Annotated in this window: 18 protein-coding genes and 1 tRNA gene; 15 read left to right on the plus strand and 4 right to left on the minus strand. The window is 63.1% G+C overall.

Annotated elements, in window-relative coordinates; all coding sequences use genetic code 11:
- Positions 1-16: 16 nt before the first annotated feature.
- From GXH28_RS00135 to GXH28_RS00185, 11 genes are all read left to right on the plus strand, one after another.
- The gene (locus GXH28_RS00135) at positions 17-3586 is read left to right on the plus strand and encodes an O-antigen ligase family protein (RefSeq protein ID WP_206156645.1); all 3570 of its coding nucleotides are present in this window, start codon (positions 17-19) and stop codon (positions 3584-3586) included.
- Positions 3587-3612: 26 nt separating this feature from the next.
- On the plus strand, positions 3613-4710 hold the full coding sequence (locus tag GXH28_RS00140) for a glycosyltransferase family 4 protein (RefSeq protein WP_169236973.1): 1098 nt from the start codon (positions 3613-3615) through the stop codon (positions 4708-4710).
- A complete protein-coding gene (locus GXH28_RS00145) occupies positions 4602-5993 on the plus strand; it encodes a nucleotide sugar dehydrogenase (RefSeq protein ID WP_320447886.1) in 1392 nt (463 codons plus the stop codon). The genes GXH28_RS00140 and GXH28_RS00145 overlap by 109 nt, the downstream gene beginning before the upstream one ends.
- Before the next feature lie 70 nt (positions 5994-6063).
- A complete protein-coding gene (gene dprA / locus GXH28_RS00150; RefSeq protein WP_169236974.1) occupies positions 6064-7191 on the plus strand; it encodes a DNA-processing protein DprA in 1128 nt (375 codons plus the stop codon).
- Between the two features lie 66 nt (positions 7192-7257).
- The gene (locus GXH28_RS00155) at positions 7258-8331 is read left to right on the plus strand and encodes a mannose-1-phosphate guanylyltransferase (RefSeq protein WP_169236975.1); all 1074 of its coding nucleotides are present in this window, start codon (positions 7258-7260) and stop codon (positions 8329-8331) included.
- A complete protein-coding gene (locus tag GXH28_RS00160) occupies positions 8318-9016 on the plus strand; it encodes a hypothetical protein (protein WP_169236976.1) in 699 nt (232 codons plus the stop codon). Before GXH28_RS00155 ends, GXH28_RS00160 begins: the two co-directional genes overlap by 14 nt.
- A 16-nt stretch (positions 9017-9032) precedes the next feature.
- Positions 9033-9683 (plus strand): YveK family protein, encoded by a 651-nt coding sequence (locus tag GXH28_RS00165; RefSeq protein ID WP_169236977.1) that lies wholly within the window; start codon positions 9033-9035, stop codon positions 9681-9683.
- 7 nt (positions 9684-9690) lie between these two features.
- Positions 9691-10317, plus strand: a complete 627-nt coding sequence (locus GXH28_RS00170; RefSeq protein WP_169236978.1) for a CpsD/CapB family tyrosine-protein kinase — start codon at positions 9691-9693, stop codon at positions 10315-10317.
- 106 nt (positions 10318-10423) lie between these two features.
- On the plus strand, positions 10424-12007 hold the full coding sequence (locus tag GXH28_RS00175) for a hypothetical protein (protein ID WP_169236979.1): 1584 nt from the start codon (positions 10424-10426) through the stop codon (positions 12005-12007).
- Between the two features lie 17 nt (positions 12008-12024).
- Entirely contained in the window at positions 12025-12441 is a 417-nt protein-coding gene (locus GXH28_RS00180) for a hypothetical protein (RefSeq protein ID WP_169236980.1), read from the plus strand.
- Positions 12441-12514 (plus strand) — tRNA-Arg (locus tag GXH28_RS00185). Before GXH28_RS00180 ends, GXH28_RS00185 begins: the two co-directional genes overlap by 1 nt.
- A gap of 377 nt (positions 12515-12891) precedes the next feature.
- Here GXH28_RS00185 and GXH28_RS00190 read toward each other — a convergent pair.
- The 4 genes from GXH28_RS00190 to GXH28_RS00205 form a co-directional block, all read right to left on the minus strand.
- Complete coding sequence (locus GXH28_RS00190) at positions 12892-13800, minus strand: sugar phosphate isomerase/epimerase family protein (RefSeq protein WP_169236981.1); 909 nt, start codon at positions 13798-13800, stop codon at positions 12892-12894.
- A 152-nt stretch (positions 13801-13952) separates the two neighbouring features.
- Positions 13953-14888, minus strand: a complete 936-nt coding sequence (locus GXH28_RS00195) for an NAD(P)-dependent oxidoreductase (RefSeq protein ID WP_169236982.1) — start codon at positions 14886-14888, stop codon at positions 13953-13955.
- Positions 14889-14915: 27 nt separating this feature from the next.
- The gene (locus GXH28_RS00200; RefSeq protein WP_169236983.1) at positions 14916-15419 is read right to left on the minus strand and encodes a VOC family protein; all 504 of its coding nucleotides are present in this window, start codon (positions 15417-15419) and stop codon (positions 14916-14918) included.
- A gap of 119 nt (positions 15420-15538) precedes the next feature.
- The gene (locus GXH28_RS00205) at positions 15539-16705 is read right to left on the minus strand and encodes a mandelate racemase/muconate lactonizing enzyme family protein (RefSeq protein WP_169236984.1); all 1167 of its coding nucleotides are present in this window, start codon (positions 16703-16705) and stop codon (positions 15539-15541) included.
- A gap of 139 nt (positions 16706-16844) precedes the next feature.
- On the opposite strand from GXH28_RS00205, the gene GXH28_RS00210 reads away from it, so the two are divergent.
- The 4 genes from GXH28_RS00210 to xylB all read left to right on the plus strand — a co-directional run bounded on the left by GXH28_RS00210 (position 16845) and on the right by xylB (position 23009).
- Positions 16845-17825 carry a sugar-binding transcriptional regulator gene (locus tag GXH28_RS00210; protein ID WP_169236985.1) on the plus strand — a complete coding sequence of 327 codons (981 nt, stop codon included), beginning with the start codon at positions 16845-16847 and terminating at the stop codon, positions 17823-17825.
- Between the two features lie 37 nt (positions 17826-17862).
- Positions 17863-19974, plus strand: coding sequence for an alpha-ketoacid dehydrogenase subunit alpha/beta (locus GXH28_RS00215; RefSeq protein WP_169236986.1), 2112 nt, complete (start codon positions 17863-17865; stop codon positions 19972-19974).
- A gap of 18 nt (positions 19975-19992) precedes the next feature.
- Complete coding sequence (locus GXH28_RS00220; protein ID WP_169236987.1) at positions 19993-21318, plus strand: dihydrolipoamide acetyltransferase family protein; 1326 nt, start codon at positions 19993-19995, stop codon at positions 21316-21318.
- Positions 21319-21476: 158 nt separating this feature from the next.
- Positions 21477-23009, plus strand: a complete 1533-nt coding sequence (gene xylB, locus GXH28_RS00225; RefSeq protein ID WP_169236988.1) for a xylulokinase — start codon at positions 21477-21479, stop codon at positions 23007-23009.
- Positions 23010-23090 lie beyond the last annotated feature (81 nt).

The raw sequence follows: 23090 nt of genomic DNA on the forward strand, positions 1-23090 counted from the left end.
TCTGAGGTGACATCGCATGTCGAACATACTTGCGGGGGGGCAAGCCTCTGAGGTGACAACAGATGATAGGCTGAACACAGTCGCTGCGCCGGTTGCCTTCGCCAGCCGGCTGAGCATCTGGTGCGACCGGCTGATTGAGGCCGGATGGTTGGCGGCGATTATTGTTGTGCCGTTGTTCTTTAACATCTACTCTAGCCGGGTGTTTGAACCCGACAAGTTGACCACCCTGCGCTCGATCGCCTTGGTGATGGCTATGGCTTGGGTGGTGAAGTGGATCGAGGAGTTCCGCAACCCACGACGCGATCGCAGCGTGACCTGGCGCACGCCGCTTGTGTTGCCGACGCTGATCACCGTTGTGGTTTATATGATTAGCACCGCGTTCTCGATTGCGCCGCGCACCAGTCTCCTCGGATCGTATCAGCGCCTGCAAGGCACCTATACCACCTTAGCCTACATCGTGATCTTCCTCATGATTCTGCAGGGGATGCGTCGGCGCGCGCAACTTGATCGCCTGCTCACGCTCATGATCGTCACTTCGCTGCCGATCGCGATCTATGGCCTCCTGCAGCGCTTGCAGCTTGACCCGCTGCCTTGGGGCGGGGATACGGTGGAGCGCGTTGCCGGAAATATGGGCAACTCGATCTTCATCGCGGCCTATCTGGTTATCGTCTTCTTCATCACTGTCTTCCGCATCGCCGATAGCTTCGCGTCCATCCTGCGGAGCGACCAGCCTCGATGGTCAGATGTTGTGCGCGCAGCGTGTTACATCGTCGTCGCACTGTTGAACGCCGTTGTTGTGCTGATTCTGGCGGGCAGTCGCGGGCCGCAGCTGGGTTGGCTGGTCGGCGTGCTGTTTGTCATGCTGTTATTGGCCCAGCTCGTCCGTCGGCGAAAAGCGCGCTTGCAGCTTACGGTAGGGTTGATCGGCCTCGGCATTGCTGGGCTGGCCTTCTTGTATTTCATCAACGTGACGCGCAATAACCCGAACTATGACTGGCTGCGTCAATTCCCCCTGTTGCGTCGCTTGAGCACCGTGTTTACGACGCAAGAGGGCACCAATGCCGTGCGCGTGTTGATTTGGGAGGGCGCAGCAAACCTGGTCCTACCGCACGACCCAATCACTGGGCCGGACGGCACGCCCGACGCTTTCAACGCCATTCGGCCGCTGGTCGGTTACGGGCCAGAATCCATGTATGTTGCCTACAACCGCTTCTACCCGCCGATGTTGGCGAACTTCGAAGCGCGCAACGCCTCGCCGGATCGTAGCCACAACGAGACGTGGGATGCGCTGGTCATCACCGGCCTCTTGGGCTTGCTGGCCTACATGTTCCTCTTCGGCAGCGTGCTTTTTTACGGCTTCCGCTGGATTGGGCTGATCGCGTCGCGATTTGAAGCTGGGCTGTTCATCGCGATGTGGATTGCCGGCGCAGTGCTGTTTGGCGCCGGGGCGATTGCGCTCGGACGTCGGGAGCTGTTCGGCATCGGCGTAGGCGCCGGCGTGGTGTTCGGCACGACCCTATTCCTGTTCGTCAGCGCGCTTATCAACGCTCGTCGCGGCGATAACGAATCATTGCTTGTTCAGCTTTCGCTGCGCGATCAGTTGTTGCTCATCGCCATCGTCGCCGCCGTCATCGCGCACTTCGTGGAGATCCACACCGGCATCGCAATCGCAGCGACCCGGACCTATTTTTGGGCCTTGATCGGCGTGATGGTCGTGGTGGGCATGGGCTGGCTGCAGGGCGACTCGCCGGAAGCAAAGAGCGGGAAGCCGGAAGTCGAAGCTGGCGCGGCGGAAGCAGTTTCGCCTGGAGGCGGCGGAGTAGGAGGAGGACGTCGGAATGGGGGCGGCACGCGCCGACAGCAGCGCGCCGCACAACAGCGCGCTGCCGCTGCGCGCCGCGCAGCGGCCCCGGTCCGGCGTGGCTTTGCACTGCCGGGATGGTTTGCCGCGGTCGCCGTCTATGGCGCCTTTCTGGGCCTGATCTTGGGCATCATGGCCTTCGACTTCACCAACAACATTGAGCGCAGCGTGACTGCCGGCCAGGTCTTCATCGGCGCGATGACCTTTGTCAAGGGTCAACCCAGCCTCGGCGTGTTGGCGATGTTTCTCATTACGCTCATCATCGGCGCTGCTGTCGTCCTGGCTGAGCTGCGGTCGAGCGGCGCGCTGTGCAACAACGAACACACCGCGACCGCCGGCGCGCTCCTCGCTTCGATTGCAGCGTTCGTGTGGGTGTCGTTCGGCACATTCATCGCGGGTCGCCTAGTGGCGTTCTCCGCTTCGCAGCAGAACTCTGTCAGCGGCATCCTCAACATCGCCGACGAATTAGCCGCCTTCCCGGCCTACGTTTATCTCTTGATCGCCGCAGTCATGGTCGCCAGCGCCTTCTTGTTGCGCGGCGAAGAGTCCGTTTTGCCGACGCAGAGCGCCTCCTACGCCGGCCTGACCGGAGTGTTTGTCGGCGTCATTGCCGTGCCGATCGCCGTTGCTTACAGCAATTTACAGCCGATTGCCGCGGACATCATCTACAAGCAAGCTAGCCCATGGGATCAACGCGGCTCGGGCGAGTTGGTGCAGGGCACCGGCGTTCAGGGCTGGGACATGGCCATTGAACATTACCGCCGTTCGATCCAGCTCGCGCCGAATGAGGACTTCTACTACCTCTGGCTTGGTCGGGCGCTGTTGGAAAAGGCGAAGGCCACGCCGAATCAGTCGCCTGACCGAACTATCCCCGAAGATGCAACATTCATGCGCATCATCGGGAATGAGCCGCAGAACTGGAATCGCCCCTATGGCTCGAACGATTTGCCCTCGGCCAAATTGAGCCGCCAAGACTTGCTCACCGCGGCGCGCATCATCCTGGAGGAAGCGCGCGTTATCAACCCGTTCAACACCGACCACAGCGCCAACCTGGCCCGCATGTGGCAGCAATCCGGCGACATTGCGCGGGCAGAGCTGGATGCCATGCGCGCGCAGGGGAGCGCCGATGCGGCGCGCATCGCCGAGCTGGAGGCCGATGCGCGGCGTCGCTTTGAGAACGCCTCGCGAGAATATGCGACGGCTACCCGCCTAAGCCCGAACAATGCGCAGTTGTGGAACGAATGGGCCAGCCTGTATCTCTATCGCCTGGGCGATTTAGAGGAAGCAAAAGTCCGGCTCGACCGTTCGCTGGCGCTTGATAAGAAATTCGGCCAGACCTATCTGCTGCGCGCCGCGTGGCATCTGGAGAAGGCGCGCGCGTTCGATCGGCAGGCGAACCCGGCCGAATGGCGCGCCCAGTTGGAGCGCGCGCGCGAAGAGTTGACTCAGGCAGTCGCTGTAGACCCCGGCTTAATCCAGGCGTATCAGGAACTGGCGCGCATTGCGCTGGACCTGGGCGACGCGCCTGGGGCGATTAACGCGCTGCAGAGTTTGTTGGCCCGCAACGCGAATGATTGGAACACCCTCAGGAATCTCGCTTTGCTCTACAGAGACACGAACCAGATTACGCTGGCGGTTGAATATGCCCGTCGCGCGCTGATGCTGGCGCCGGCAGACCAGCAGCCAATACTCGAAACATTCATCCAACAACTTGGCTCGCCTTAGACGGCCCGCTTGCGGTCAACGAAAAGATGGTCGAACTCGTGCTGCTCTTCTTCGGCGCACTCGCAATTGCGATCGCCGCCACGCCGCTCAGCAAGTGGCTCGCACCCCGCGTCGGCGTGGTTGCTCATCCCCGCGCGCGTGATATTCATGCCCGGCCGGTGCCCAAGTTGGGCGGGCTGGCCATCCTGCTCAGCGTGTTGATCGTGGCGCTGATCTTGGGCCGCCGGCTGGAATTTCAGCAGTTCGCGGCCATCGTCGTGGCCGCCACCCTGATGTCATTCATGGGATTAGTGGATGATCGCTTCAGCCTCAACGCCTACATCAAACTGGTCATCCAATTGTGCGCTGCAGTGATGGTCTATCTGTTCGATGTGCGCGTCGCGCTGTTCGGCAGTCCGGCGCTGGATGCGCTGCTCACTGTGGTCTGGATCGTCGGCGTGACCAACGCCATGAACTTTCTGGACAACATGGATGGCCTGCTAGCCGGCGTCAGCGCCGTCATCTCATCCTTCTTTTTAGTGCTGGCCATCATCAATGGGCAGTACCTGGTGAGCTTGCTCAGCGCCGCCGTGCTGGGCGCGTGCATCGGGTTTTTGGTGTGGAACCTCAATCCGGCGAGCGTGTTCATGGGCGATTCGGGCAGCATGTTCCTCGGCTTTCTGCTGGCGTGTATCGCCGTTAAGCTGCGCTTTTGGGGGCAGAGCCCGCTGGTATCATGGATGGTGCCGGTGATCCTCATGGGCTTGCCGATCTTTGACATGACACTGGTGACGCTTTCTCGGCTGCGACGTGGCAAGAACCCGCTCACGTCGCCGGGCAAAGACCACACCTCCCATCGCATAGCCAATCACGGCTTCAGCCCGCGCGAAGCGGTGATGATCCTCTATCTGGTGTGTGGCGCCTTGGGCATCGTGGCGATCATCGCCTCGATGGCCAACCTCTGGGCCAGCCTCATCATCGCTGTTGCGCTATTGATTGCGGGGGGGTACATGTTGTGGTTCATGGAGTTTGGACCGTGGAAGCTGACAACGATAGACTGGGAAAGTCCGGGTCTGGGCCTGCCGCCCAGCGCGCGCCCACCCGCGCTGTTGCCTACCGAACCGACCAGCGCATCGCAGTCCTAGGGCTGGGCTACGTTGGTCTGCCGCTGGCGATCGCATTTGCTAAAGCCGGCCGGAACGTCCTTGGCGTAGATGTAGACGCGCGCAAGGTGGCGCAATTGAACGCCGGCGTCAGCCATATCGCCGATGTGCCGAGCGACGATGTGGCGCAGGTCGTGCAGGCCGGCGCGTTCGCGGCCACGGTCAATTACGACGCGCTGCGCGACCGTGACGTGATCTTCATTTGCGTCCCGACCCCCTTCGACGCGATGCGCGCCCCCGACCTCTCGTATGTCGTCAGCGCGGTCGAGGGCATCCAACCGTGCCTGTCTCGGGGGCAATTGGTCATCCTGCAAAGCACGACCTACCCCGGCACGACACAGGAGATCGTCCAGCCCATCCTGGAGCGCAGCGGCCTGAAAGCGGGTGTGGACTTTGATCTGGCATTCTGCCCTGAGCGCATTGATCCGGGCCGCACCGATTGGACTGTGGCAAACACGCCGAGGGTCGTTGGCGGGGTGACGCCGGAGGGCACGCAGCGCGCGGCCGTTGTGTTAGGCGCGCTGGGGGCACCGGTGCATTGCGTATCTTCCCCGCGCGTGGCCGAGATGACAAAGCTGTTGGAGAACATCTTTCGCTCGGTCAATATCGCGCTGGTCAACGAATTGGCGCTGTTGAGCGAGCGCATGGGCATTGACATTTGGGAGGTGATCGAAGCAGCTAAGACCAAGCCTTTTGGTTTTATGCCCTTTACACCGGGCGCGGGGGTGGGGGGACACTGCATCGGTGTGGACCCGTACTACCTGTCCTGGAAGGCGCGCGAATATGACTTCTACACCCGGTTCATCGAGCTGGCCGCCGAGATGAACCAAAGCATGCCGTTCCATGTCCTCGACCTGATTGAGCAGGCGCTTGACCGCGTGCACATCGCCTTGTGCGATGCGACGGTGATGGTGCTCGGGGTGGCCTTTAAGCGCGACGTGGACGATCCGCGTAACTCTCCGGCCGAGCGTGTGATTGAGCTGTTGCTGCGGCGAGGAGCCAAGGTCACGTATCATGATCCCTATGTGCCGCGCTTCCACGTCGGCGGCAGCGTCTTCTACCGCAAGCCCGTCGAGCTGCTGTCTCAGCCACTCAGCGAATCGAATTTGCACAGGGTGCACTGCGCTGTGATCGTCACCGGCCATCGCGCGGTGGACTATGGTTTCGTCGTGCGCACCGTGCCTGCCGTCGTGGACTGCTGCAATGCGACTGCGGCGGTTGACGGCGATAAGCGCCACGTGGTGCGCTTGGGCGTGGGGCGCTGATCGCGTCGCTGTTCGAATGCGTCGTCATGGCAGACGTGCTTGACCTGTTGCGATGGGCCTGTGATGACGGATGAATGCTGAGCTGCCGTATTACCTGGCCTTCGCCCGAGTGAAGGGCATCGGTGCGGTGCGCATTCGAAAGCTGAAGGCCCACTTTGGCTCGCTGCAAGCTGCTTGGTTTGCCGGCGAATTCGATCTTGCGGCATCCGGCCTCGATGTCAGAGCCATCACAGCGCTGGCGCAGGCGCGCCGGCACGTCGTCCCGGAACAAGAGGTCGAACGCCTAGCAGGCGCCGGTGCGACAGCGCTCACCTGGGAAGATGCTGGCTATCCTAAGTTGCTGCGCGAAGTGGCCGACCCGCCCCCTGTGTTGTTTGTGAAGGGCGCACTGGCCGAGGCGGATGCGTGGGCGGTGAGCATCGTCGGCACGCGCCGTCCGACGGTGTATGGTCGAGAGGTGGCGGAGATGCTGGCCGGCGAATTGGCGCGCAACAGCATCACCATCGTCAGCGGCATGGCGCGCGGCATTGATGCGGTTGCCCATGCAGCAGCGCTGAAGGCAGGCGGCCGCACGCTCGCCGTGCTGGGCTGTGGCGTGGATGTGGTTTATCCGCCTGAACATCGCAAGCTGGCGCAGCAGATCGCCGAGAACGGCGCCCTGATCAGCGACTATCCGCTCGGCACGCCGCCGGACGCGTTGAACTTCCCGCCGCGCAATCGCATCATCAGCGGGCTGAGCCTGGGCGTGGTAGTGGTCGAGGCCGATGAGCACAGCGGCGCGCTGATCACTGCGGAGTTTGCCGCCGACCAGGGACGCGACGTGTTCGCGGTGCCGGGTAACATTTTCAATCGCACCAGCCGCGGCACCAACCGCTTAATTCAGCAGGGCGCGCATATCGCGCTTGATGCGCAGAGCATTCTGGAGGAGCTGAATCTGAACATGGTGGCGGATCGCGTGGAAGTCGGGGCGGCGATGCCGGAAAGCGATGTGGAACGAGCGATTGTGGCGCGCCTCTCTCATGAGCTGACATCTGTAGATGAGCTTGTGCGCAGTTTGGCGATGCCCGCTGCTGATGTGACCGCCACGTTGGCGCTCATGGAACTGAAGGGCCTGGTGCGCCAAGCCACCGGCACAAGCTATGTGCTGGTCCACGAAGCTCCCGCAGCCTATACAACGGTAGGCGATGGAGACGATTAGCCGACGGGCGCGAATGTGCGCAAGACGCCTACAGATGCCAACAGCCGGTTTATCATCCATCCAGACATGTACCACGCACTGATCATGGCCGGCGGGAGCGGCACGCGACTTTGGCCGCTCAGCCGCAAAGATCGTCCCAAGCAGTCGCTGGCGCTCGTCGAAGGACGGACGATGTTTCAAGTGACTGCCTATCGGTTGCAGCCGCTGATCCCGCTGGAGCGTGTGCACGTCGTGACCAGCGCCCAGATGGCTGCGATCTTCAAGGAGCAAGTGCCGGGCATCCCGGATGATAACTACATCATTGAGCCCAGCGCAAAGGATAACGGCCCGGCCGTGGGTCTGGCGCTCACACACATCGCGCACGCCGACCCGGATGCCACCGTCGCAATCCTGACCGCCGACCATCATATCGGCAAGACGGCGGAATTTCACAGGGCGCTCCAAGCGGCTTATGAGGTGGCCCAGGATAACTACATCGTCACCCTCGGCATCATGCCGACGTATCCTGCGACCAGCTTCGGTTACATCGAGCGCGGTGACGCGCTGGGCGCGCGATACGGCCTCGACGTCTTTCGCGCGCGCCGCTTTACTGAGAAGCCGAAACAAGAGGTGGCAGAGGCCTATTTAGCCGATGGATGCCACTTCTGGAACAGCGGCATGTTCATCATGCGGTGCCGGATTGGTCTGCGCGAGTTTCAACGCCAGCAACCGGAGTTTGCCGCGGCCCTGGCTCAGCTTGGAATAGCGATCGGCAGCCCCGCCTATGACGACGCGCTGCGGGCGGCCTGGGATGTTGCGCCGAAGAAGTCCATCGACTATGCCATCATGGAAGGTGCCGAATGCGTCGCCGTCATCCCCGTAGATCTGGATTGGAGCGACATCGGCAGTTGGGCGTCGTTGCTGGACATTCTGCCGAAAGATGCGCACGGCAACGCTTTTTTCGGCGACCAGGTTCTGGCGATCGAGACCCGCAATACCCTCGTGCGCACCGATGATCGCTTTGTCGCCATCATGGGCATCCAGGACGTCGTCGTCGTGGATACGCCTGATGTGTTGCTGGTATGCTCACTGGACCGCGTATCCGATCTTAAGCAAATCGTAGAGCGGCTGCGCCAGGATCGGCGCGATGATTTGCTTTGAACTCATGATAGCCGAATACGCTCGAATCCTGTTGCGGCGTTGGTGGTTGGCGCTCTTGCCGGCAGCGCTGATCGCAGCGGTCACCCTGCTGACGACGCGGCCGGCGCCGCCGACCTACGTAGTGACGATGTCTTTCGCAGTCGGCCTGCCGCCGGAGCCGTTGCGCGAACAGGCCTACAACTACGACCGCCATTACAACTGGTTGGCGTCGGAATACGTCACCCAGGGCTTCTCATTGATCATCGGCAAGGGCGCCTTCGCCGACAACGTCGCCAAACGGCTAGCGCGCCGCGGCATATCGCTGCCTGCGCCGCTCGCAGGCGCGATTCGTTCCGAGTATCGCTCCAGCGTGCTGGTCGTCTACGTGTCCTGGCCTGATCCTGAGCAGGCGGTGCAGATCGCCCAGGCCGTGGTGGACGAACTGGACGAGAACTACGAAGCCTACTGGCCGCAATTGAAGGGAGCCGGCGCCTCACCGGTGCGGCTGATGGATCCGATCGCCCCTGTGCCGACTGCAGCGCCCCTGCGCGACCGCTTTGATTTGCCAGTGCGCCTCGCGCTCGGCTTGCTCGCCGGTATGGCGCTAGTTCTATTGTGGCATTATTTTGACCCAGTGATCAGGGAGCGCCGCGAAATTGAGCGCATGGGTCTGAACGTCATCGGCGAAATCCCTGAGCGGTTCTAGAACTGGCTTGCAAAAGATGGAGCTACAAGATTACGTTCAAATCGTTAAACGACGCTGGTGGATCGTCGTGCTGACGGCGCTGATTGCGGCGGCCGGCGCGTTTGTCTTCAGCCGGCTGCAGACGCCCATCTACAAATCGTCCATGAAGCTGACGATACAGCCGGCGCGCACCGATTTCGGCCAAACCCAGGCCGCCAAGCAGTTGCTATCCTCCTACATTAGCATCATTCGCACCGAGCGCAACGCGGCGGAAGTCGGCAAGCGCCTGCAGTTAGATTACTCGCCTGCCTACATCTACGGTCAGACGCGCATGGCCGACGATGCTGCCAGCTATGGGGTGGAGATCGAAGTGCGCGATTACGACGGCGAAACGGCTAATCGCATTGCGCGCGAGTGGGCGCAGTTGTTCGTTGAGTTTCGCAACCGCGACAACGCCAAGCAGCGGCGCGAAGATCGCGTCGAAGCGATCTTGGGTGATGACCCGCGCTACGTGCAGGATTACCCACGCACCGGCGTGAATACTGCAGCGGGCTTGCTCCTGGGTCTGGCGGCCGGTGCGGGGATCGTGGCGTTGCTCGAATGGCAACAGTCCGCGCTGCTCCGCGCGCCCAGGGATGTCGAACGCCGTCTGTCGCTGCCCGTCGTCGGCGACATCCCGGCTCATTAATTCCGCTATGAATCTCATTACGCTCACCGAACCGAAATCCCCTGCCGCCGAGGCATACCGCACGCTGCGCACGAATCTGTACTTCGCGATGCTAGATGCGCCTATCCGGACGTTGCTCGTCGCCTCACCGGATTCCGGCCCGGATGCGGCGGTGGTGCTGGCAAACCTGAGCGTCACATTAGCGCAAGCCGGAAGGCGCACCATCGCCGTAGATGCCAATCTGCGCGAACCGGCATTACACCTCGCCTTTGGTGTGCCAAACACAACCGGTTTGGCCGATTGGCTCGAAGGCGGCGCGGATGAGCTGGGCGAGCCGCCGTTGCGCGCAACGGCGCTGTCCAACCTCAGCCTGTTGACCAGTGGGACGTTGCCGGCTATTCCTGCCGATCTGATTAGCTCGGATCGCTTGACCTGCGCCATCGAGCGACTGGCGGCCATGGCCGACCTGGTCTTGTTCAACGTGCCGCCGTTCGGCCGGGTCAGCGATGCCGCTGTGCTGGCTTCTCGCGTTGATGCCGTGTTGCTCGTCATCGAAGCCGGCAAGACGCGGCTTGATCGCGCGCAGCAAGCAAAAGATATCCTCGCTCGTGCGCATGCACGGGTGATCGGCGCCGTCATGCTGGGGGCGAAGTGACGCTGCGGCGCGCAGCGCATGTGCTGGGCGCATTGCCGGCGATAGACCTGCGCAACCTATCGAGCGATGCGTGATTGCGCGTCGGGTATAATCGCGCCGCTAATTTGTGGAGAAGGTCCTCGATCGCGTGATACATCGCCCAACCCAAACCGCAGATTACTGGTCCGCCCTCACCATTACTGCGGACGATGCCGATTTTCTTTACGGTTTTATCCTCGAGGCCGGCAAGCCTCAGCGCCTTGCTGATTTGGCGCGGGCGCTGATCGGCTATCGCGTTAACCAAGAGAATGCTGCGCTGCGCCGCCAGTGGTCTGATCACACTGTCTACCAACCGAAGAAGCGTTATGCGGTTGGGGACAGGCTAGTCTTCCCTGCGCTGAAGTTCGCTTCCGGCCAAGTGGTTGAGGTGCGCCCTGGCAACAACCCCGACTTGGGTGAATTCGAGGTCATCGCCGTGCAGTTCGACGATGGACGTCGCCGAGAATTTGCGGCCAACTACCATCGCTCGCATCGTCTGAACGATGAAGACGCGACGGCGCAATTCGATACGGCATCGCTTCAATCACCTGAGGCGTTGTATGAGGCGTACGGCCAACACGTGGTTGCTGTGCTGGAAAAAGCGCTCGAGAGCAACCGCGAATTCATTCGCATCGGTGATGAATGGTTCCTGCGCGCCCTGATGACCGAAGTGAACATCGGTCATCTGAACTTGGCAGAAGCGGTGCTCGATATGGCGAACGGTGGCCCGCTGACGACGGACGTGATCTTGCGCGATTTGGGGTTGCCACCCGATGTGGGCACACACGTGCAGGAAGTCTCGCTGAACAACGCACTGGCTGCGGATCCGCGCTTCGACGAAGTCAGCTTGAACGACACACCGGCCTGGTTCCTTCGGCGATTGGAGCCGGCGGAGGCGCGAGAGATGCCGGAAGTGTTGCGCGCCGAACGACCGTCGGGGCGCGTCGCGCTAAGTCCTGAGCTGGTCGCGTTGGCCTATGAGCTGGACGATGAGTTGGAGTTCGACGAAACGGCCCCGGTGTCGCCGGCGCAAAGCGCCACGCTTATCCTAACCTATCCGCATCGCCGCGCCGGCACGCTGGGATGGTCGCGCGCTGCAGCGTCTGTTTTGCCCCAATCGCGCAAGCCGCGCATCCCGATGCGCTTCAAAGACCGTGTGACGCAGAAAGAGATGACCGTCTGGTTGGTGCGCGAAGGGCGCTACATTTGGGGGCTGGGGGATTGGTTCAAGGCCAATGACCTCCCCGCCGGCGCTTATATCCAACTGACGCGCAGCGACGCCGAAAACATCGTGTGGATAGACTATCGCCGACGAAGGCCCAAGCGGGAGTGGGTGCATGTGGCCAGCGCGCGCGATGGCCGGCTGTGCCTAGAGACGGCGCAGCGCGCGGTAGCATGCGAAGTCGACGAGCTGATGTCCGTGTTCGTGGATGATCCGCGCGCGCTGGATGCGTTGCGCGCCGAGCGCCGGCGCGACACCATGCAAGCGGTGCGCGAGGCCTTTCCCGAGATTGCTAAGCTGAGCCCCCAGGGCAACGTTCACGCCCGGACGCTTTACGCGGTGGTGAACACAATCACGCGCAGCGCGCCCACCGATGTGTTTGCCGCACTGACGGCAAGTGGCGCGTATGTGTCGGTGGGAGACAACTACTGGCATCTGGGTGAGCGTTGAAACATACGAGCGACGCGATGAAGCTTTTGCGACCAACCGAAAACACGCCGTTTCACATTGACTATTCCTGGTTTGAAAAGAACGGCCAGGATGTCAATGTGTTGATCTACAAATGTCTGACGCCTGAGCAACAGGAACGGCTGGCTGGTTTGCCGACCGATGAGGCGCTTGACTTTGTGGATGAAGCGACCGGCGAAGTGCGGCGCGTGACGCGCGCAATGCAGATGATTCGCGCCGAGCGCGCCAACGATGCGACGTTCATCAGCCCCCGTTTGCCTTTGGCCGAATCTGTCTTCCGCGTCTTCTTGCTCAACGATAATCAGCCGCTGACGCCGGTTGAACTGGCCGCGCGCATCGGGCGCAAGCCTTCTGAGATCCTTGCTCAGCTTGGCGGTCGCACTGTTTATAATGGCGTACGGCCGATTATGAACTAGCCCCCGTAGCTCAATTGGATAGAGCAGGGCACTTCTAATGCCGAGGTTGTGAGTTCGAATCTCGCCGGGGGCGCTTCGGGCTGTCCTCTGGGTTCGCTCCCCCTTCTTAGTCTTGCCTGTCCCATCGCCAAAAACCAAATCGTTGGGCCGCTGTGGACTGTCCAAGTTGTGCGCGGCGTCGGCGAAGCGATGCAGCCACTCTTCCCCTAAGCCAGGGGGCTTGCCTGGGCCGAGGTCGAGGCCGCCGTCGCCGCCGACGACCTGCTGCGCGCGCATTTGTTGCGCGTGGATGTGCGGATCGAGCGGACGCGCCCGCTGCTCGGTCGCCAGTTGACCTGCATGGAGCGCGTCCGCTTCCTCAACGAGGCGCGCCGGTGTCCTGCGTCGTAGGTCGGGTTAAAGTCGCCCGCTATTGTGCTGGCAGCGGTGCCGATGAGCCGGCGTAAGGCCCTATTGCTTCTTCATATACTTGCGCAGCGTCTTGATGGACTCGGCGACCAACCAGGAGTAGAACTCTTCGCTGAGCACACCGCTGCCGTGATCTTCGATGAACTTGAGTTGCTCTGGCGTGAGTGTCTTGTCGGCAGCGGCCAGCGCGTTCTTGTAGGGGTTGGCCGGCGTGCGGTCAATCGGCGGCACGAACTCCACCGTGAGTGAGCCTTTGTAGCCGATCTTCTCCAGCGTCTTGAACAGTTTGCGCCAGTTCAGCATACCCATGCCGCAGGCCATGCGGTTGTTGTCGGCCACGTGTAGGTCGTAGAGCTTCTTTCCGGCGTTCTCGATGGCCTTGAACATATCGGCCTCTTCCTGGTTCATGTGATACACGTCCAGGCACACGCCGACATCCGGGGCGACGGCCTTGGCGAGCAGCAATGCCTGATCGTGGCGATTGAGGAAGTTCGTCTCGAAGCGGTTGAGCGGCTCGATGGCGATCTTCACGCCGAGTGCTTTGGCGTGGGCGTACACCTCCTTCAAGCCTTCGATGGCCCATTGCCATTCTTCCTCCGGCGAGGCCATGGGCTTCACCTTGCCGACCTCGCTGGGCACGATGGACATGACGCGCCCGCCCAGCTCGTCCACCATGGTGACGCATTTCTTCAGGTAATCCACCGAGCTGGCGCGCACGGCGGGGTCGGCGTGGATCAAGTCGCGGCCCGCGAACATCAGGCTGATCGAGCCGTAGCACTTGATCTTGGTCTCCTTCAGCATCTTGCGCACGGCAGCCGTGCCGGGCGCGCCGGGCGCGAGTTCGACGCTGTCGTAGCTGATCTCGATGGCATCGTAGCCGTACTTGGCCAGCCGGCGAATGGTGAGTTCCACGGGCTCCGCCCGCATCCAGTTGTGCATTGAAATAAGCATGGTCTTGTATCCTCCGGTTTGATAGATTGTTGCGTTTCCGCATCGCGTATGGCGTTATCGCGAGCTCGATGTCTGGCGTCCCTGCGCGGCTCATCACGCGCCAATTGGTACACGACACCAGAACGCAGACAACACTCAAGACGCGACGCGGTTCATCCTGAATACAGGCTGCGTGGATCGGGCGGTTCGTCCCGCAGCACGGCCAGCACATTGCGCGCGCAAAATAGGCACACCTCGCGATAGGTGCGGTCGGTCAATCCGGCCACGTGTGGCGTGAGCGTGACCCGTTCACAGCGCAGCAGCGGGTCGTCGGGCGACGGCGGTTGCTGCGCCAGCACATCCGCAGCAAACGCGCCGAGCCGGCCGACGCACAGCGCCTCGGTCAGCGCGCGTTGGTCAATCAACGCGCCGCGCGCGGTGTTGACCAGGATCGCGCCGGGCTTCATCAACGCCAGCTCCCGCGCCCCGATCAAGCCTTGCGTCTCCTCGCTCAGCGCGATGTGAAGGCTGATCACGTCGGCTTCGCGCAGCAAATCGTCCAAGGCGCGATAGGCGAAGCGCGCGTCACGCGTCCGGCGGCTCCAATAGATCACTTGCATCCCCAACGCCTGCCCGATTTGCGCCACGCGCGCGCCGATGCTGCCCAGCCCGATCACGCCCAGCGTTTTGCCGTTCAACTCGACACCTTCGTAGCCATTGCGCACGCTCCAGCAGCCGGCCTTGACCTGTGCGTCCAGAAAAGCCGCTTTGCGCGCTGCCATCATCATGAGCATGACGGTGTGCTCGGCGGTGGTCTGCGCGTTCAAGCCGGGCGCAAAGATCACGGCGACGCCCAGCTCCTTCGCCGCGCCGAGGTCCACCGTGTCCAAGCCGGCGCCGGCGCGCGAGACGGCTTTCAGGCTCGTGCCACACGCCCGCATCAGCGCGCGGGTGATCCGGCCCTTGCCGCGCGTGAGGATGGCTGCCACCCCATCCTGCTGAGCAACCTGCAGCGCGTGCCCTTCGTCGGCGGCCAGGATCACCCGGTCATGTTGCGCCAGCAGCGCCTCGGCATCGGGGTGGAGCGTCTCCAGGAGTAGGATGGACATGCCTGTGCATCAACGGCCGGCGACCGCCTAGTTCGCATTCACCTCTTCTGCCTCGGCGAACGTCTTGGCGCGTCGGCGACCGCGCGGGTCATTGCGCCCGCTGACGAACACGCCGCGCTCCGGCTCGACCTGCGGATCGGCGAACACGTCGGCGTCCACCGGCGTGCCCGGCTTGCACGAGATCTCGATCAGGTTGCCGGCGGGATCGCGCAGGAACATCTGCATCGCGCCGTCGGGTAACATGCGCGTCTTACCCCAGGGGCCGGTATCAATGACCCCGAGTGCTTTCGCTTTGCGGAAGATCGGCATGAACTCATCCACCTGCAGGCATACGTGGCCGCGGAAGGAATGCACGTCGTCCCATTCGGTCACATGCAACTGCTGGCGTTCGCCGATTTTGTAGAACTGCGCCGGGAAGTCGAGCGGCACCATGTTGACCGGCTCCAGCCCGAGCACCTCTTCGTAGAAGGCGCAGGCCTTCTCCAGGTCGTCCACGATGACCGTCACATGATGGATTTGTTCGACTTTCATATCACTCCTGTCGGGTGGTGCGTGTCAGGTATCGTGTCATGAGTTTTTGGTCTTTCAGTTGTAATGCGTAAGACGTAAAACGCAATCTCCAATCTCCAATCTCCAATCTCCAATCTCCATTACGCCTTCACTGCATATCGCTCTACGAACGCTTGGCGCGGTGTCACACCCAGGCCGGGGCGAACCGGTGCAGCGATCATGCCGTCGTGAACCTCGATCTGTTCTTCCGGCAGCTCGCGCAAGAGCGGATTCGCGCCGAGCGAATATTCAAGAATGATGGCGCTCGGGCTGGCAAATGCCAAGTGCAACCCGGCGGCGAACGATAGCGCCGATCCCCACAGGTGCGGCGCGAGCGCGAGTTGGTGTGCTTCGGCCAGCGCGGCGATGCGCCGGCCTTCGGTGATGCCGCCGCAGATGGCCAGGTCCGGTTGTAGCACGTCCACGGCGCGGCGCTGGATCAGATCGCGGAAGTCGAAGCGGGTGAACTCGCTCTCGCCGGCGGCGATGGGCATCTGCGCATGCGCGCGCACTTCGGCGGCGCCGTCGCGGTCGTCGGCGTTCACCGGCTCCTCAAACCAAAACAAATCGCAATCGGCTACACCGTCGCAAAAGCGTTTTGCTTCCGGCACGCTATACGTGCCGTGCGCGTCGGCCATCAGCTTGATCTTGGGGCCGAGCGCCTGACGCGCGGCCCGCACCCGCGCGACGCTGGTGTCCACGTCGCCGTCCATCACGCCCACGCGCATCTTCACCGCGCGGAAGCCCTGATTCACGTAGCCGAGCAACTGTTGACCGATGCCGTCCACATCCGCCCAGCCGCCGCTGGCATAGGCCGGCATCGCGTCGCGGCATGTGCCGCCGAGCAATTGAACCACCGGACACTCCAACAACTTCCCGCCCAAGTCCCACAGGGCCATGTCCACGCCGCTCATGGCGGCGATGGTCAGCCCACGCCGGCCGAGGATGGGGAAGGCCCGTCCGCGCGTCAGCGCGTAGTGATCGCGCACCCCGTTGTACATGCGCTCCCATAGCCGGTTGATCTGGCGCGGGTCCTGGCCGATGAGCAGTGGGCGCAGCTCTTCGCGAACGCACGTGACGAGCGAAGCGCACACCGCCGCGCTGCCCACGCCGGCTTTGGCCTCGCCGTAGCCGACCAGGCCGGTGCTTGTCGTCACCGTCACCAACACAGCGTCAAACGAGGCGATGCGTCCGAAATCAGAGAGGTGCTGTTGTTCAGGCGGGATCGGGCAATGCAACCAAACCGCAGTGACATCCGTGATGTGCATGGAAGGAAGTATAGAGCCGGCCGCCCAAATTGCGGGAAGTGGTCCGACAACAGCTTGTTTTCACATCTGTGAACTTTTCTCACATTTGCTTGACAAACCCTTTCCTTGTTCGGTATGCTGAGCCTAGCAGGCGGACACCATGGCCACGTTGCCCTCTATCAACGATGAGCGGCTTGAGATGCTCGCCCACATCGCCGAGATGTATTTCATCCGTGGCCTAAACCAGGCAGAGATCGCCGCGCAAACCAACTACTCGCGCTCGATGATCTCGCGGCTGCTCACCGAAGCGCAAATGCGCGGGCTGGTGGAAATTCGCGTCCATCACCCCTTGCGCCGCGCCGCTGCCCTGGAACAGGCGCTACGCGCGCACTTTACGCTGAAGCACGTATGCGTGATAGACACGCCTGCCGGCTTGACCGAATCAGAAGCATTGCGCCGCATTGGCGCTATGGCCGCTCACCTCCTGGCTGAGCTTGTTCAAGATGACATGACGGTGGGCGTGTCATGGGGCAATGCCCTGCTCGCCGTGACCGACGCCCTGCGTCCCCTTCCGCGGCGACGGGTGCATGTGGTGCAGATGATCGGCTCGCTGGGCACACGGCTGCCTGAGCTTGACGGCGCCGATCTGGTGCGACGGATTGCGCGCGCCTTCAGCGCCACCTACGCTACCCTGCCCGCCCCGTTGCTCACCAGCGACGAACAAACCCGGGATGGCTTGATGCGCGACAAGCGCATCCGCGAGGTGTTCGCCTACGTCCGCCGGGCACAACTCGCCCTGGTCGGGATCGGTTCGGTACAACCGGAACATTCAGCGCTTGTGCGCGCCGGCTTCCTCAAGCCGCGCCAGGCGCTGGAGATGCAACGACGCGCTGGTGCCGTGGGTGACGTATGCGCCATCCCCTTCGACGTTCAGGGCCGCATCCTCGATCTACCGATCACCCGACGCGTGATGAGTGTAAACGCCGCAACGCTGATGCGCCTCCCTGTGCGCCTGGGGGTGGCATGTGGCGAACCCAAGACGCTGCCCATCCTAGGCGCGCTGCGCAGTAGACTGATCAACGCCTTGGTGACCGATGCGCCCACCGCCGCGGCCGCCCTGAGCTGCGCCGATGCCTCCTAGCTTGGGCGCGCAAAATTTACCCCCTCGTTGAGTTCCTATGGCACACACCACTCATCTCGAGACACCCACAACGGACCTGCCGCGCGAGAAACTGTTGGACATGCTGCGGCAGATGCACCTCATCCGCGCTTTTGAGGAAGCTGCTGAACAGCAATACTTTGCCGGCAAGGTGCATGGCACGATGCACCTGTATATCGGCGAAGAGGCCGCGGCGGTGGGCTGTATCGCCGCCCTAGAGCCGCGCGACCAGATCACCAGCACCCACCGCGGCCATGGCCATGCGATTGCCAAAGGTCAGGACGTGCGCGAAATGATGGCCGAACTGCTGGCCAAGCGCACCGGCGTGTGCCGTGGGCTGGGTGGCAGCATGCACATGGCCGATGTCGAGCTGGGCAACTTGGGCGCCAACGGCATTGTCTCCGGCGGCATGGGCAGCGCGGTGGGCGCGGCGCTCAGCACGCATCTCCTCAAGACCGGTCGCGTGGTGATGTGTTTCTTCGGCGACGGCGCGGCGAACAACGGCAACTTCCACGAGACGCTCAACCTGGCTTCGATTTGGAAGCTGCCGGTGGTGTTCGTGTGCGAGAACAACCAGTATGCCATGAGCATGCCCGCGCGCGAGGCGATTCCGGTGCGCGTGGCCGACCGCGCGGCTGCGTATGCCATGCCCGGCGTGCGCGTGGACGGCATGGATGTGCTGGCGGTCTACGCCGAGGCGAAGCGCGCGGTAGATCGTGCCCGCGCCGGCCAGGGGCCGTCGCTCGTCGAGGTGCTCACCTATCGCTACAAGGGCCACTCGCGCAGCGACAAGCAGGTATATCGTACGAAGCAAGAGGTCAAGGAATGGCAGGAACGCGATCCCATCGCGCGCTTCGAGGCATGGCTGATCGAGAACGGGTTGCTGGGACGCGAGCAGGCTGATGCCGTCCGCCAGGAAGCCCTGCGCGCCATCGAGGAGGCGGTGGCCTTCGCCGATGCTTCGCCCGAGCCTGACCCCGCGGCGTTATTGGATGAGGTGTATTACGAAGAGCCGGCCAACCGCATGGACCACGCGCTACGCGGTCTGACACTGCAAGCGCCCTCACCTTTCAACGACCGTCCACTGCCCACCTGGTTCACGCGCACTTTCGCCCAACACGCCGGCAGCGAGCCGCCGCCTGGCACACGGGAATTGACCGGCAGCGAAGCCCTGCGCGAGGCCATGGCGCAGGCGATGGAAGCCGCGCCGAACGTGGTACTGATCGGCGAGGACATCGGCAAGTACGGCGGGGCATTCGGCGTCACGCTCGGCCTCTACGACCGTTTCGGGCCGGATCGCGTGCGCGACACGCCCATCAGCGAGAACGCTATTGCCGGTGTTTCCTTCGGCGCCGGCATGACCGGCCTGATCCCCATCGCCGAATTTCAGTTCCAGGATTTCGTCACCCTGGCGATGGAGCAGATCGTGTTGCAAGCGGCCAAGGTGCGTTACATGTTCGGCGGGCGCACGATCTGCCAGATGGTGATCCGCTTGCCTGCCGGCGGCGGCACCGGCGCCGCCGCTCAACACAGCGAGAGCCTGGAGTCATGGTTCGTCAACGTGCCCGGCCTCAAGGTAGTGATCCCCAGCACCCCTTACGACATGAAGGGGCTGTTGCTGGCGTCCATCGCTGACCAAAACCCAATCATCTTCGTGGAACCCAAGCTGGCTTATCGGATCAAAGGGCCGGTGCCCGAACGACCTTACCTTGTGCCTATCGGCAAAGCCGCCGTCCGGCGCGTCGGGCGTCACCTCACCCTGGTTAGCGCCGGCATGACCGTCCATCGCGCCCTGGAGGCTGCCGAGCAATTGGCCGGCGAAGGCATTGACTGCGAGGTGATTGACCTGCGCACGCTCAAGCCATACGACCTGCACACCATCGTGCAATCCGTCAAGAAAACCGGGCGCGTGTTGATTGCGCATGAAGCGCCGCTGTTGGGTGGCTATGGCGCCGAGATCGCCGCAGCCGTAGCGCAGAGCGAAGCCTTCGCCTACTTGGAAGCACCCATCATCCGCCTGGGCGGCGCTGATACCCCCATGCCCTACAACCGCACCATGGAGCGCGCCGCCACGCCACAGACGGAGCACATCGTCGAGCACGCCCGCAAGCTGGCGCGCCTCCAAGTCTGACCCCGCCGGAGGATCACCATGCCCACGCCCATCATCATGCCCAAGTTCGAGATGGCCCAGGAAAGCGGGACCGTCGCCCGCTGGCTGAAACAGGTCGGCGAGCCGGTGACCAAAGGCGAGGCCGTGTTGGAGGTGGAGACCGACAAAATCACCATGGAGGTGGAATCGCCGGCCGATGGCATCCTCGAATCTATCCTGGCTGAGGCCGGTGCGATCGTGCCGATCGGCCAACCCATTGCCTACATCGCCGTGCCGGGCGAGGTCAACACGCCATCGCCGGCCTCTCCCCCGGTGACGCCTGCGGCTACCACGCCACGCGCCACTCCCATCGCCCAAAGGCTGGCTGCCGAGCACGGCATTGATCTGGGTCAGGTGACCGGCAGCGGGCGCGACGGCCAAATCACACGGCACGATGTTGAGTCATTTATCGCCCAGCGCAACATGCAAACGACGCCTGCCAACAGAGTTGCCGCTTCACCGGCGGCACGTCGGCTAGCACGGGAGCGCGGCGTAAACCTAGCCGAATTGCACGGCAGCGGACCGGGTGGGCGCATCCAATCATCAGACGTGGCGCGCGCGACCACGACCCAGCGCGAAACCGGCATCTCCGCAGCGGTGACAAACCAACCCGCGCCGGCGCGCAATGCAACGCCTACGGTGCGCCGCGTCGTCCCCTTGGCCGGCATGCGCCGCACCATTGCGCAGCGCATGAGCCAGAGCACGCGCGAAGCGCCACAGTTCAACCTCAGCGCCGACGTGAACATGTCCCGCGCGCTGGCTGTGGTCGAGGACTGGCGAGCCACCCAGACGGAAGGTCAGCCCAGGCTCACTCTGACGGCGCTGCTGGTGAAGGTGTGCGCCTGGGCGTTGCAGCGCAACCCCGCGTTGAACGCCGGCTTCGAGAACGAGTCCATCGTCGAGTGGGGCGATGTGAACATCGGCGTCGCAGTCGCGCTCGACGAGGGGCTGATCGTGCCGGTGATCCATCACGCCGACCGACTGAGCCTGATCGAGATCGCCGCGCGACTGAACGAGCTGACGGCGCGTGGGCGCGCCGGACAGTTGCAACTGGCCGACGTGCAGGGCGGCACGTTCACGCTGTCCAACTTGGGCATGTTCGCCGTGGATCGCTTCACGGCGATCGTCAATCCCCCCCAGGCGGCCATCCTGGCCGTTGGGCGCGCCGGCAAGCGCATGATCGTGGACGAGCAGGATCGCCCGGTCGTCGCGCCGGTCGCCACGCTGACCGTGAGCGCAGATCATCGCATCGTGGACGGCGCGCAGGTCGGTCGCTTTCTGAGCGACTTGCAGCGCGGGCTGGAGCGGCCCGGGTTGCTGTTGTGAGCGCGATGGGGCGCCGAAACCGGCGGTTGCGCAATCACGGTTGCGCCTCCCAAAGGTGCGCACACAACGCCTGCCCGCTGTAACCTGGCGCGCTCTTGTTTTTGCGTCTCGCCCAAGTTAAAGCGGGGCTAGAATCCCCGCTCAGGGAGTGACACACCATGACACTGCTTGGCATTGACCTCGGCACAACTGCCGTTAAAGCGTTGCTCATCACCGAAAACGGCGAGACGCTGGCCAGCGCGACGGTGGAATATCCACTTCATACCCCCCGACCGCTGTGGAGTGAACAAGACCCCGCCGACTGGTGGCGCGGAACGAGCGAAGCAATTCGCCAGGTGCTCGCACAGGCCGGCGCTTCGGGGCACGATGTGCGCGGCATTGGCTTGAGCGGCCAGATGCACGGGCTGACCCTGCTTGACCGCGCGGGCAATGTGCTGCGGCCGGCCATCTTGTGGAACGATCAGCGCACCGCGGCGCAATGCGACGAGATCGTGCATCGCGCCGGAGGCCCGATGCGCACCCGCGAACTCGTCGCCAATCTCCCTGCGACCAGTTACACCGCGCCGAAGCTGCTCTGGGTGCGCGAGCACGAGCCGGATGTCTACGCGCGCGTGGCGCACGTGCTGTTGCCCAAAGACTACATCCGCTACAAGCTCAGCGGCGAATTCGCCACCGAAGTTGGCGACGCCACCGGCACCGGGCTGTTGGACGTGCGCCATCGCCGCTGGTCGGATGAGATGTTAGCTTTGTTGGACATTCCGCGCGAGTGGCTGCCGTTGTGCCTGGAGTCGCACGAGCCGACGGCACAGGTGAGCGAGACGGCTGCGCGTGAGACCGGCTTGGCTGCCGGCACGCCCATCGTCGGCGGCAGCGGCGACCAACCAGCCGCCGCCGTCGGGCTAGGCTCGGTGCGTGAGGGCATCGTTAACGTCACGCTGGGCACCTCGGGCGTGGTGTTCGCTTCGGTTGAGCGGTACCCTCCTGTCCGCGACACCGCGGTGGAGGTGTTTTGCCACGCCGTGCCGGAGACCTGGTTCTTCATGGGCGTGATGCTCTCCGCCGGCGGCAGCCTGCGCTGGCATCGCGACGTGATCGCACTCGGCCATCCGCAATTGGTCACGCGACAACCCAGCCCAGCCGACCCCTATGACCTGTTGCTGCAGAGCGCTGCCGAGGTCCCGATCGGCGCAGAAGGGTTGATTTTTTTGCCCTATCTCACAGGTGAACGCACCCCCCACCGCGACCCGCTGGCGCGCGGGGCGTTCGTCGGCCTGACGCTGCGCCACACCCAGGCGCATCTCGCCCGCGCAGTGGTCGAGGGCATCAGCTTCGGCCTGCGCGACTCCATCGAGCTAATGCGCGAGCTGGGGCTGCACGTGAACGAGGTGCGCGCTGCCGGCGGCGGGGCGCGCAGCGCAATCTGGCGGCAAATGCTGGCCGACATCTTCCAGGCCGACATCACGCTGGTCAATTCGACGGAAGGTGGGGCGTTCGGCGTGGCGCTGCTGGCCGGCGTGGGCATTGGCCTATGGCGCGATACCCGCGAGGCGTGCGATGCCGTGATCCGCGTGACTTCGCGCACGTCGCCCAGCGATGACCCGGCCGTGCTGCGCCGGTACGACGAGGCCTATGCTCATTTTCGTGAGCTCTATCCGGCGCTCAAACCGATCTTCGCCCAGCTCGAGCGGTGAACTTGCCAATTCCGCCTGATGTGCTAAAAATGTTCTTTATAAGGCCCGCTAGGGCCAGCCCCGCTTGTTCCATGCACTAAA

Origin of the sequence: Candidatus Roseilinea sp. NK_OTU-006, from assembly GCF_012931985.1 — a bacterium.
GTDB lineage: Bacteria > Chloroflexota > Anaerolineae > J036 > Brachytrichaceae > JAAFGM01.